Consider the following 12,118-nt stretch of genomic DNA (forward strand, 5'->3'; position numbering starts at 1 on the left):
GCTTACGGCCTTCAGGTGCCAGTGTCATTGTTCTCTTTCCTTGGTGCTAAATCAGCAGGCCACGACGTTGACGGCGAGGCCGCCCATGGCCGTTTCCTTGTATTTGGAACTCATGTCCTTACCGGTTTCCCGCATGGTCACGATCACCTCATCCAGCGAGACACGGTGTGAGCCGTCACCCCAGAGCGCCATTTTGGCCGCGTTGATGGCCTTCGCCGCGGCGATCGCGTTCCGCTCAATGCACGGCACCTGCACCAGCCCGCCAATCGGATCACACGTCAGCCCCAGGTTGTGCTCCATCGCGATCTCCGCGGCGTTCTCCACCTGCGACGGCGTCCCGCCCATCACCTCAGCCAGCCCCGCAGCCGCCATCGACGACGCCGAACCCACCTCACCCTGGCAGCCCACCTCCGCACCGGAAATGGACGCCTGCTCCTTGTACAGCACCCCGATCGCGCCCGCCGTCAACAAGAACTTCACCACCACGTCATCGCGGTCCTCCTGGCTGGCGTTCTCCATCCCGGGCGCAAAATGCAGCGCGTAGTACAGCACCGCCGGAATGATCCCCGCCGCCCCATTCGTCGGCGCCGTGACCACCCGCCCGCCGGAAGCGTTCTCCTCGTTCACGGCCAGGGCGATCAGGTTAACCCACTCCTGCCAATACTTCGGATCGTGGAAGTCCTCGTCCCCGCCTTCACTGTCCGGCCGGGAGCTTTCCTTTTTCAGCCGGTCGTACCAGTCAGGAGCGCGACGGCGGACCTTCAGCCCGCCCGGCAGCACGCCTTCACGCTTCAGGCTGACATCCACACAGCTCTCCATCACCGAATAGATGTGCAACAGACCGTCCCGGATCTCCTCGACCGTCCTGCTGTCCTCTTCATTGACCCGCATCACCTCACTGATGCCCAGCCCGGTCTCCCGGCAGTGTTCCAAAAGTTCCGCAGCGGTGCGGAACGGCAGCGGCAGCACCTTCTTGGACTCCTCCAGCTCCTGCAGCGCGGCGTCCTCCTCGCCTTCGCGGACAATGAACCCGCCGCCCACCGAGAAGAACGTCGCCGCGTGCAGCACCACACCGTCCGCGTCGGACACCGTGAACGTCATACCGTTGGTATGCCTCGGCAGGATGGTCAACGGACGCAGCACCATATCCTTCACCCCATACGGCAGCGGCACCGAACCCGCGAGCCGCAGCACCCCGGTCCCGGCAATGCCGGCCAGCCGTTCCTCCACCTCATCCGGCAGGATCAGCTCCGGATGGAAACCCTCCAGCCCAAGAAGGATGGCGGTCATGGTGCCGTGACCGTGGCCGGTCGCCGCGAGGGACCCGTACAGGTCAACCCGCAGCGACGCCACCTCCGCCAGCTTGCCGGAGGACTTCAGCTCCTCCGCGAACACCGCAGCAGCCCGCATCGGCCCCACCGTGTGCGAACTCGAAGGCCCGATCCCAATAGAGAAAAGGTCAAAGACTCCAACAGCCATGTGCATGATTCCTAACTGGAGAGGGGGTCGGATTGGCAACGCGGACCCTGCCACAACGAAGCACTAGGCGAGGTTCGCAACCGAAGGGTAGAGCGGGTGGGCTGCGGCGAGGGCCTCTACCCGGTGACGCAGACCCGAAAGGTCCGTGCCGGCGTCGGCCGTCAATGCCTCGGCGATGATGTCCGCAACCTCCCGGAAGGCCGCCTCACCGAAGCCGCGGGTGGCCAGCGCCGGGGTGCCAATCCGCAGGCCGGAGGTGACCATCGGCGGGCGCGGGTCGAACGGGACGGCGTTGCGGTTGACGGTGATGTCGATTTCCGCGAGCCGGTCCTCGGCCTGCTGGCCGTCCAGTTCGCAGTTGCGCAGGTCCACCAGGACCAGGTGCACGTCCGTTCCCCCGGAGATCACGCTGATCCCCTTGGCTGTGACGTCCGGCTGGACCAGGCGCTCGGCCAGGATCCGGGCACCGGCCAGAACGCGCTGCTGGCGCTCCTTGAACTCCGGCGACGCGGCGATCTTGAACGCCACAGCCTTGCCGGCGATGACGTGCTCCAGCGGCCCGCCCTGCTGGCCCGGAAACACAGCAGAGTTGATCTTCTTGGCGATGTCGGCGTCGTTCGTCAGGATGACGCCGCCACGCGGACCGGCGAGGGTCTTGTGTGTAGTGGAGGTGGTGACGTGTGCGTGCGGCACCGGCGACGGGTGCAGCCCGGCGGCCACAAGCCCGGCGAAGTGCGCCATGTCCACCATCAGGTAGGCGCCCACGGAATCGGCGATGCGGCGGAATTCGGCGAAGTCCAATTGCCGGGCGTAGGCGGACCAGCCGGCCACGATCAGCGCGGGCTTGTGCTCCTGGGCCAGGCGCTCCACCTCGGCCATGTCCACGGTGTGGGTGTCCTCACGGACGCCGTACGGGACCACGTTGTAGAGCTTGCCGGAGAAGTTGATCTTCATGCCGTGCGTGAGGTGGCCGCCGTGGGCCAGGTTCAGGCCCATGATAGTGTCGCCCGGCTTGATCAGAGCGTGCATCACCGAGGCGTTGGCCTGCGCGCCCGAGTGCGGCTGGACGTTCGCGTACCCGGCGCCGAAGAGCGCCTTGATCCGGTCGATGGCCAGTTGTTCGATCACGTCCACGTGCTCGCATCCGCCGTAGTAGCGCTTGCCCGGGTAGCCTTCGGCGTACTTGTTGGTCAGCACCGAACCCTGCGCCTGCATTACCGCGACGGCGGTGTGGTTCTCCGAGGCGATCATCTCCAGCCCGTCGCGCTGGCGGGTGAGTTCGTCGTCGATCTTTGCGGCGATCTCAGGGTCCAAAGCGGACAGGTCCGCGTCCAGGGACGGGGACGCAACTTGCTCGAAAACTGCGGTGGCTGTCATACCCGCGGCGCCGCTCACAGCTCGCCGCCGTTTGCGGTTGCGTACTCTTCGGCGGACATCAGCGGGCCCTCTTCGGTCACGGCCACCTTGAACAGCCAACCGGCGCCGTAGGGATCGTTGTTGATCAGGGCCGGGTCGGAGACGACGTCGTCGTTGATCTCCACCACTTCACCGGTGACCGGGGCGTAGAGGTCCGAGACGGACTTGGTGGACTCCACCTCGCCGCAGGTTTCCCCCGCGGTCACCGTGGAGCCGACCTCGGGGAGGTCCACGTAAACGATGTCGCCCAGGGCATCGGCAGCCACGGCGGAGATGCCGATGCCTGTGGGGCCGGCTCCGTCAGCGGCGACCCACTCGTGTTCGGCGGAGTACTTCAGTTCTGCAACAACTTTGCTCATGTTTGGTTCCTTGAGTTTGGTGGGTGAAAAGTGAGAGAGCGTTGGCTCAAACCCTGCGAAGAGTGAGAGAGCGTTGGCTCAAACCTTGCGAAAAGTGAGAGAGCGTTGATTACTGCTGGCGCTTGTAGAACGGCAGGGTGACGACCTGGAAGGGTTCGGCCTTGCCGCGGAGGTCGATGTCCAGGGCGGTGCCGGGTTCGGAGTGTTCGACGTCGACGTAGGCCATGGCGATCGGGTAACCGAGGGTGGGGCTCGGCTGGCCCGAGGTCACCTCGCCTACCACGTTGCCGTGCTTCAGGACTGGGTAGTGGCTGCGGCCCGCGCGACGGCCCAGGCCTTTGAGGCCCACCAGCTTGCGGCCAGTGGTGGAGCCGGCGCCGGATGCCTTGAGCTCGGTCAGGGCGGCCTTGCCCACGAAGTCCGACTCCTTCTTGAGCGAGACAACCGGACCCAGGCCTGCGGCGTAGGGGTTGCCGTCGCGGGAGAGCTCGTTGCCATAGAGCGGCATGCCGGCTTCGAGGCGGAGTGAGTCGCGGCTGGCCAGGCCGGCGGGGATGAGTCCGTGGCCGGCGCCGCCTTCCAGCAGGGCTTCCCACAGGCCTGCTGCGTCCTCGTTGGGGATGTAGATCTCGAAGCCGTCCTCTCCGGTGTACCCGGTGCGGGCCAGCAGCAGGTCTTGTCCGTTGATCTCCACTTCAACTGCCGCGTAGTACTTCAGTTCCGTGACGAGGGAGTGCTGCTCGGCCGGGACCAGCGTCAGCAGGATGGCCTCCGCGTTCGGGCCCTGTACGGCGATCAGAGAGGTTTCGGCGGACACCTCCTCCACCGTGACGTCGAAGCCCGCAGCCCGTTCGGCGAGTGCTGCCGCCACAACCTGTGCGTTGCCGGCGTTGGGGACCACGAGGTATTTCGCTGTTCCGTCCGCAGCCGCGGGAAGGCGGTACGTGATCAGGTCATCGATGATGCCGCCGTCTTCCTGGCAGATCAGCGAGTACTTGGCCTTACCCACTGCCACGGCGGACAGCTTGCCAGCGAGTGCGTAGTCCAGGAAGGCTGCGGCGTCAGGGCCGGTGACCCATACTTCGCCCATGTGGGAGAGGTCGAACAGGCCAGCGCCGTTGCGCACGGCGTGGTGCTCAGCCAGTTCGGAGCTGTACTTCAGGGGCATCTGCCAGCCACCGAAATCGGTGAAGGACGCGCGGGCAATCTTGTGCTGGTCGTAAAGCGCCGTGTAGTTCTCAGTCATCGGAAGTCCTTAGTTCTCAAATTCAGAAAGCGGAGGGCACGAGCAGACCAGGTTGCGGTCCCCTGCGGCGCCGTCGATGCGGCCGACGGGCGGGAAGTACTTGTCCTGCCTCAGGTGCGGAACAGGGAACGCGGCCTGCTCGCGGGGGTACGCCCGGTTCCAGTCGGAGGAGACGACGGCGGCCGCGGTGTGGGGTGCGTTGCGCAGCGGGGACTTCTCCACGGTGAAATCGCCGGCGGCCACCTGGTCAATCTCGTGGCGGATGGTGATCATGGCTTCGATGAAGCGGTCGATCTCCGCGAGGTCCTCGGACTCGGTAGGCTCCACCATGAGTGTGCCTGCCACGGGGAAGGACAGCGTGGGGGCGTGGAACCCGAAGTCGATGAGGCGCTTCGCCACGTCCTCCGCCGTTACGCCGGTCCGGGCCGTCAGCTCGCGCAAGTCCAGGATGCACTCGTGCGCCACCAGCCCGCTCTCCCCTGTGTAAAGGACGGGGAAGTACTCGTCCAGCCGCGCCGCAACATAGTTCGCCGCAAGCAGCGCTGATTTGGTGGCCTCGGTCAGGCCCTGGCCGCCCATCAGCTTCACGTAGGCCCACGAGATTGGCAGCACACCGGCCGAGCCGAAGCGCGAGGCCGAGATGGCAATACCGTGGCCTGCTTCGTGCGCGGCCTTGTTGGCATCGCCCGGCATGAACGGCGCCAGGTGCGCCTTGGCAGCGACCGGTCCTACGCCGGGTCCGCCGCCGCCGTGCGGGATGCAGAAGGTCTTGTGCAGGTTCAGGTGGGACACGTCGCCGCCGAACTTGCCCGGCTGCGCCAGGCCAACCAGCGCGTTGAGGTTGGCGCCGTCGATGTACACCTGGCCGCCAGCGGCGTGGATGGCGTCGCAGACTTCACGGACGTCGGCGTCGTACACACCATGGGTGGACGGGTAGGTAATCATGATGCAGGACAGCGCGTCCTTGTTGGCCTCGATCTTGGCGTAAAGGTCGGCGTGGTCGATCGTTCCGTCCGCCGCTGTGGCCACCACCACCACCTTCATGCCAGCCAGGACGGCGGAAGCCGCGTTCGTGCCGTGCGCCGAGGCGGGGATCAGGCAGACGTTGCGCTGTGCCTCGCCGCGGGAGTGGTGGTAGCCGCGGATCGCCAGCAGGCCTGCCAGCTCGCCCTGGGAGCCGGCGTTGGGCTGGATGGACACCTGGTCGTAGCCGGTAATCTCGGTCAGCTGCGCTTCCAGGTCCGCGATCAGTTCCCGCCAGCCGACAGTCTGGGAGTCAGGCGCCAACGGGTGGATGGAGGCGAATTCCGGCCAGGAGATGGCCTCCATCTCGGCCGTGGCGTTCAGCTTCATGGTGCAGGAGCCCAGCGGGATCATAGTGCGGTCCAGCGCCAGGTCTCGGTCGGAAAGCTTGCGGATGTAGCGCAGCAGCTGCGTTTCGGAGCGGTACGTGTTGAACACCGGGTGCTGCAGGTAGGTGGAGGTGCGCAGCACCGACTCCGGCAGTTCGAACCCGGCAGCTTCAACAACGGGACCGGCGCCAAAGGCGACGACCACCGCGGAGAGGACCTCCGGCGTCGTGGTTTCATCGACGGACACGCCAACTGTGTCCGCGTCGATGAGGCGCAGGTTGATGCCACGGGCTTCAGCGGCGGTGATCACTTTGGCGCCCTTGCCGGGCACGCGGACAGTGACGGTGTCGAAGAAAGTGTCGCCCACCAGTTCACGGCCGGCGATTTTCAGCGTCGAGGCCAGGGCGCGGGCGTTGTTGTGAACGGTTTCGGCGATTGCCTTCAGGCCGTCCGGGCCGTGGTAGACGGCGTAGAACGACGAGACGATGGCCAGCAGAGCCTGCGCGGTGCAGATGTTGGACGTGGCCTTCTCGCGGCGGATGTGCTGCTCGCGGGTCTGCAGGGCCAGACGGTAGGCGGGGACGCCGGCGTTGTCCTTGGAGACGCCGACGATACGGCCGGGGAGCGTGCGTTCCATGCCTGCGCGGACGGCCATGTAGGCGGCGTGCGGGCCGCCGAAGAACAGCGGAACGCCCAGGCGCTGGGTGGAGCCGACGGCGATGTCCGCGCCCTGCTCCCCTGGCGGGGTGATGAGCGTGAGGGCCAGGAGGTCTGCGGCAACGGTGACCAGGGCGCCGCGCTCTTTGGCCGCGGCGATGACGCCGGACTGGTCCCAGACCCGGCCGGAGACGCCGGGCTGCTGCAGGACGACGCCGTTAATGTCGCCGTCGGGCAGGCCGTTGGTGAGGTCGGCGATCTCCACCTCGAAGCCGAGCGCTTCGGCGCGGCCCAACACGATGGCGATGGTCTGCGGGAGGCAGTCGGCGTCGAGGACGGTCTTGCCGTCCTTCGAGGTCTTGTTCTTGTTGGCCCGGCGCATCAGCAGCACGGCTTCGGCGACGGCGGTTGCCTCGTCGAGGAGTGACGCGTTGGCCACCGGGAGCGCGGTGAGGTCCTGGACCATGGTCTGGAAGTTCAGCAGCGCCTCAAGCCGGCCCTGCGAGATTTCGGGCTGGTACGGGGTGTAGGCGGTGTACCAGGCGGGGGCTTCGAGGATATTGCCGCGGATCACCGGCGGGGTGACATTGTCGTAGTACCCCTGGCCGATCATCTGCACGGCGGTCCTGTTCTTACCGGCGAGCTTGCGGAGTTCGGCGAGGACCTGGACTTCGCTGAGGGCGCTTTCCAGCGTGAGCGGCTTGTCCTGCCGGATGGAATCGGGGACCGCGCTATCGACAAGGCAGTCAAGGCTGTCGTAGCCGACGGCTTTGAGCATGGTGTCGATATCGGACTGGCGGCGCGCGCCGATGTGGCGGTCTGCGAACGTGGACGGGGACGATTGAACCGTCATGAGAGGAACTCCATAATTCAGGTGATGCCTAAGCACCACGTTGATTCGGGTTCCTCCCCGCTCTGTATTGGACCTGAGAGTTTTGCGTTTCCCTGCTGTTTCACAGAGCGCCACTTGCACCGTCGGTGAGCCCGGTTGCCCGGACTGCTTTCCAGAGTTGCCTTGCCGCGGCGGTACGTGGGCCTGAGAGATTCCTGGGGAGGATTTGCTCCTACGGCGCCTGCTGAACGTACCGGCAGGACTCTCCCGCCGCAGATCATAAGCATGTGCCACTGTTGGGTGACACGGCTCACAACATATCTCGTCGCGGGGCGGGATGCAAACGTCGGCCGGTTCTGCCGCTTGCCGGGTCGATGTCCATGTCCATGCATTAGGGCCTCGGACTAGCTCCCAGGTACTGCGACGCCGAGGTGCAGGCTGACGGTCGTTCCGCCGCTGGGACTCGGGGAGATCTCCAGGTGGCCGCCGTGGGCGGCCGTGATCCTGGCACACGTGGCCAGGCCCAGGCCCGATCCGGGAGGGTCCCCCTCCCGGTGCAGCCTGACCAGCGGTTCAACCACGCGGCGGCGGTCCCCCGCGCCGATTCCCTTGCCGTTGTCCGCGACCTGAATGACGACGTCGGCTCCTGAGCTCTGTCCCTGGATCTGTATGACAGGGGGAACCCCTGCCCGTCGGTATGCCACTGCATTCTGGATCAGGTTCTGCAGCGCCACGCGCATCTGGCTCTCGTCCGCGTCGAAATCAAAATCCTGGCACTCCACCAGCGCGCCGGCTTCCCTCAGGCCCAGACTTAGGTCGTCAGAGACGTCCTTCACGAGGTCTGCCAGCGACAGCCGGGACCTGACAAATGAACCTCCAATGGAGGCGAAGGTGAGCAGTTCTTCGACCATGGACAGCATCCTCCGTGCACTGTGGCCGACGATCTCCAGGTACTGGGAAGCAGAGTCCGGATCCGTTTCCGCTTCCATGGATCCAAGCTCGACGTATCCAAGAATTGAGGTCAAGGGATTGCGAAGGTCGTGGCTGACCCGGCCGGTGAATTCGGCCAGCCGCTCGTTACTGCCCCTGGTTTCAGTCAGGGCTTCGGCCAGGGCGCCGTGGAGTGTTGTAACGCGCCGGGCGGCCAGCAGCCGGGTATGCAGGATGAAGGGGTCCAGCGGTTTGGTCACATAGTCATCGGCTCCTGCCCTCATCCCTTCCAGGACGTCCTCCCGCGCCCCGTGCGAAGTCAGGAGCACCACGTAGGCATAGGAGCCGGATTCTGCGGCCCGGATTGCCCGGCAGAGGTCAAAGCCGTTGAGGCCGGGCATCATGAGGTCGGTGACCACCACCTCTGGATGATGATCCTGGTAAAGCTGCCACGCCATATCCCCGTCCGAGGCGATAATGCATTCGTGGCCGGACTTTTCGACGGCGGCCTTCGCCACCAGCAGGGACCCTGCATCGTCGTCGGCCACGAGCACCTTCATGGCGGGCGGGGAGTGGTTAGTGGAGCCGGTGATGGTCGCGGCTTCCGCCACCGGGCGCGGAGAATCCACTTGGCTTTCGGCGGGCCCCTGCCCGACCGGAAAAGATCCCCCCACTATTTGCCCCCCCCGGCCCATACGCATCAGAAACCTACGCCCACTAGACGGCCTACCAGGCCCAGGTACAGGCTAGTCCGGATCTCCTTGCAGTTGAAAGGTTTGCTCTGCCGGACGCAGGGCAGCACCCTGCCAAAATTCGCAGGTCACCAGCTGCCGACGACGGGCCCAGACGAAGCAAGCCCTGCGCGCGCTCCCTCGACTCCACATCTTCAGGATTAAGGCCAACGAAAGATTTAAAACCAAATTTGCTAAAACGCTTGATCACGGTTCAGGGAAGCGGTACGTTACTGGTGATCAAACGCTTTAGCAGAAATGGACATCAGCGCCGATGAAACGCTCAGTTTTCTTTCAGCCATCCGATGGATGGGTTGGAGACCTTATCCCCTTTGAGAAGGACGGAGAGTTCTGGCTCTTCTACCTTCACGAGGTCCGGGCAGACCCGAAGCCGGGAACCTCATGGAACCTCGTCACCACTAAAGACCTCACGCAGTTTGAGGACCAGGGTGTTTCCCTCAAGCACGGAAGCGAAAAAGATGCGGACTTCAACGCCTACACGGGCAGTGTCGTCGTCGATGAGACCGGCATCCAGCATCTGTTCTACACGGGCCAAAACCCCCGCCACGTCGGAGCGGACGGTGCACCTCTTCAGTTGGTCATGCACGCCACAAGCACAGATGGAATGCAAAGCTGGGTGAAGCACCCGGAACATACCTTCGGCGCCCCGGACGGCTACGAGTCCGGCGACTGGCGGGATCCTTTCGTCTTCCGGGACGAGGCCGCGGGCCAGTGGCGAATGCTGCTGGCGGCCCGGCACTCCACCGGGCCGGAACGCCGGCGTGGTGTCATAGCCCAGTGCGTCTCCAGCGACCTGATGACCTGGCAGCACACCGAACCGTTCTGGGATCCACGCCGCTACATCACCCATGAATGCCCGGACGTCTTCTCTTGGGGTGACTGGTGGTACCTGGTCTACTCGGAGTTCTCTGAATCCTTCACGACCCGGTACCGCATGGCCAAGAGCCCCGACGGCCCATGGAGCGTACCCAACCTGGACAGCGTCGACGGGCGAGCCTTCTACGCCTCCAAGACCGCCGAACGCGACGGCCGCCGCTTCTTTTTCGGATGGATCGCCAGCAAGGAAGACAACACCGACGACGGGCCGTGGCAGTGGGCCGGGAGCATGTCCGTCCTGGAAGCCCGGCAAAACCCGGACGGAACCCTGGGATTCGGATTCGCCGACGAACTCGTTGACAGCTTCTGGGAGGACGTCCCGGTGTCACTGACGAACGAGCTGCCGACCCGACTGAACGTACCGGACAGGTACACCGCCGTCGTCTCCGACGTTGAGCTGCCCGGCCAGTTCTATGCCAAGGCAGTTCTGGACATCGAACCCAACACCACTGAATGTGGGCTGTTGCTGCGCTCGAGCCAGGACGGGGACGAGTCCTACGTTCTGCGCCTGGAACCTAAGCGCGGCCGCATGGTTTTCGACCGGTGGCCGCGAAAAGTCACCGGTGACGCGCAATGGCATGTATCCGGGGATACTCCGTTCCACGTCGAACTGGAGCGCCCCTGCAACTTGGCTCCCGGAGAGCACACCCTCGAACTGGTCGTTGACGGGGACCTATGCGTCGCCGTCCTGGATCGGCAGGTGGCGCTCAGCACGAGGATCTACGACTTGCCAGCGGGGCGCATCGGCGTCTTCACCGGGGAGGGGTCAGCAACCCTCACCGAGCTTCAGATACGCAACCGCACAGACAACTAAACCACCACCATTTTCGGCTCAAATCAAAGGAGATTGTCCCCATGAAGAAGTTATTCCGAACAGCTGCCGTGGCTGCGGCCGCAGCCCTCGCCCTCGCCGGATGCGGCAGCGGAACAGCCAGCGACCCTTCCAACGTCAGTCCCACCGGGGAGGTCAAGCCCCGCGAAATTTCGTGGCTGCTGTCCCGGCCGGCCGACGGAGCGGTCATCAACATCATGAAGAAACTCGCGGACGATTATGCCAAGGACCACCCGGGCTTCTCGCTCAACCTGATCACCACCCCGGACCGGCCCTCCTACATCCAAAAGCTTGAGACCCTTGCCGCTGCGAACAAGCTTCCCGAGCTCTTCGACACCGACGCCACACCCTTCGCCCAGCAGCTGGCCAAGCAGGGAAAGATGGTGGACGCCGAGAAGCTGCTGAAGTCCCTGGACGTGTACGACGACTACCGGCCCAGCGCGCTGGACTACCAGCGCTTCGATGATGGGTCCCTTAACATGATTCCGTTCCAGTTCGAGCTGGAATTCATCTGGTACAACAAGGCGCTGCTGCAGAAGGCAGGAGTCTCCGTCCCGAAGTCCCTCGACGACATTCCTGCCATGTGCACCGCCCTGCGCGATGCAGGCATCACCCCGATCGCCATCGACGGCCAGGACCAATGGCCTTTGGAGCGGTATGTCGCCTACCAGCCGTTCCGTGAAGGCGGACCGGATTTCATCCAGAAGCTCAAAAAGGGGGAAGCGAAGTTCTCTGACCCCGCAGGCGAGAAGACCGTTCAATGGCTGGCTTCGCTCGGCAAGGCCAAGTGCTTCCAGGACGGGTTCTCCTCACAGGGCTACTCCGACGCCCAGAACCAGTTCACCTCCGGCCAGGCAGCGATGTACAACATCGGCACCTGGGAGCTGCCAAGCCTGGCAACTGACAAGTTGAATTCTGCGACGCGCAACGACATCGACTTCTTCACCCTGCCAACGACTGCAGGATCCGTCACGGCGGCCAACGAGTTCGTCTCCCCGTCCGGCATTGGAATGGCCGTCAACTCCAAGACCTATGACCCGCTCGTGAGCGACTTCCTGAAATTCGCCCTAACGAAGTACCCGTCCGAATACGCGGCTACCGGCGCGCTTTCGCCGACTACCAATGTAGAGACGGCCATCCCCGCCAACGCCACGCCCTTGTACAAGAAGGCACTGGAGCACGCCAACGACCTCGGGAACAAACAGGCAATGCCGTGGGACACCCAGCTCGATCCAACAACGAACGGCAGGCTGCAGCAGGAGCTCGTGCTGCTGGTCCAGGGCAACATCACGCCCGAACAGTTCACCAGCACGATGGATAACGCCATCGCGCAGAACGCCCCGAAGTTCTTCAAGTAATCACAGCGGTGGGGGTACGGCCCCCACCC

The 12,118-nt window shown here is 64.5% G+C and carries 8 protein-coding genes and 1 riboswitch; of the genes, 2 read left to right on the plus strand and 6 right to left on the minus strand.

The window, feature by feature from the left end:
• Window positions 1-51: 51 nt before the first annotated feature.
• From J7E83_RS12315 to J7E83_RS12340, 6 genes are all read right to left on the minus strand, one after another.
• A complete protein-coding gene (locus J7E83_RS12315) occupies window positions 52-1,479 on the minus strand; it encodes an L-serine ammonia-lyase (RefSeq protein ID WP_214962478.1) in 1,428 nt (475 codons plus the stop codon).
• A gap of 63 nt (window positions 1,480-1,542) precedes the next feature.
• Entirely contained in the window at window positions 1,543-2,856 is a 1,314-nt protein-coding gene (gene glyA, locus J7E83_RS12320) for a serine hydroxymethyltransferase (RefSeq protein ID WP_214962479.1), read from the minus strand.
• Between the two features lie 14 nt (window positions 2,857-2,870).
• Window positions 2,871-3,254 carry a glycine cleavage system protein GcvH gene (gcvH, locus tag J7E83_RS12325; protein ID WP_214962481.1) on the minus strand — a complete coding sequence of 128 codons (384 nt, stop codon included), beginning with the start codon at window positions 3,252-3,254 and terminating at the stop codon, window positions 2,871-2,873.
• 109 nt (window positions 3,255-3,363) lie between these two features.
• Window positions 3,364-4,500 (minus strand): glycine cleavage system aminomethyltransferase GcvT, encoded by a 1,137-nt coding sequence (gcvT, locus tag J7E83_RS12330; RefSeq protein WP_214962483.1) that lies wholly within the window; start codon window positions 4,498-4,500, stop codon window positions 3,364-3,366.
• 9 nt (window positions 4,501-4,509) lie between these two features.
• A complete protein-coding gene (gene gcvP / locus J7E83_RS12335; RefSeq protein ID WP_214962485.1) occupies window positions 4,510-7,362 on the minus strand; it encodes an aminomethyl-transferring glycine dehydrogenase in 2,853 nt (950 codons plus the stop codon).
• Window positions 7,363-7,523: 161 nt separating this feature from the next.
• A riboswitch (glycine riboswitch) is annotated at window positions 7,524-7,621 on the minus strand.
• A 124-nt stretch (window positions 7,622-7,745) separates the two neighbouring features.
• Window positions 7,746-8,900 (minus strand): response regulator, encoded by a 1,155-nt coding sequence (locus tag J7E83_RS12340; protein ID WP_396020539.1) that lies wholly within the window; start codon window positions 8,898-8,900, stop codon window positions 7,746-7,748.
• A gap of 376 nt (window positions 8,901-9,276) precedes the next feature.
• Here J7E83_RS12340 and J7E83_RS12345 point away from each other — a divergent pair, with 376 nt between their 5' ends.
• Complete coding sequence (locus J7E83_RS12345; RefSeq protein WP_214962487.1) at window positions 9,277-10,713, plus strand: GH32 C-terminal domain-containing protein; 1,437 nt, start codon at window positions 9,277-9,279, stop codon at window positions 10,711-10,713.
• A gap of 41 nt (window positions 10,714-10,754) precedes the next feature.
• Complete coding sequence (locus J7E83_RS12350; protein WP_214962489.1) at window positions 10,755-12,089, plus strand: ABC transporter substrate-binding protein; 1,335 nt, start codon at window positions 10,755-10,757, stop codon at window positions 12,087-12,089.
• Window positions 12,090-12,118: the final 29 nt, after the last annotated feature.

The sequence above is a fragment of the Arthrobacter sp. ISL-48 genome (assembly GCF_018613805.1).
In the GTDB taxonomy this organism is placed as follows: Bacteria; Actinomycetota; Actinomycetes; order Actinomycetales; family Micrococcaceae; genus Arthrobacter.

Coding starts and splice junctions, on each gene's coding strand:
- J7E83_RS12315 (WP_214962478.1), bottom strand. CDS start 1,479: ATGGCTGTTGGAGTCTTTGACCTTTTCTCTATTGGGATCGGGCCTTCG.
- glyA (WP_214962479.1), bottom strand. CDS start 2,856: ATGACAGCCACCGCAGTTTTCGAGCAAGTTGCGTCCCCGTCCCTGGAC.
- gcvH (WP_214962481.1), bottom strand. CDS start 3,254: ATGAGCAAAGTTGTTGCAGAACTGAAGTACTCCGCCGAACACGAGTGG.
- gcvT (WP_214962483.1), bottom strand. CDS start 4,500: ATGACTGAGAACTACACGGCGCTTTACGACCAGCACAAGATTGCCCGC.
- gcvP (WP_214962485.1), bottom strand. CDS start 7,362: ATGACGGTTCAATCGTCCCCGTCCACGTTCGCAGACCGCCACATCGGC.
- J7E83_RS12345 (WP_214962487.1), top strand. CDS start 9,277: ATGAAACGCTCAGTTTTCTTTCAGCCATCCGATGGATGGGTTGGAGAC.
- J7E83_RS12350 (WP_214962489.1), top strand. CDS start 10,755: ATGAAGAAGTTATTCCGAACAGCTGCCGTGGCTGCGGCCGCAGCCCTC.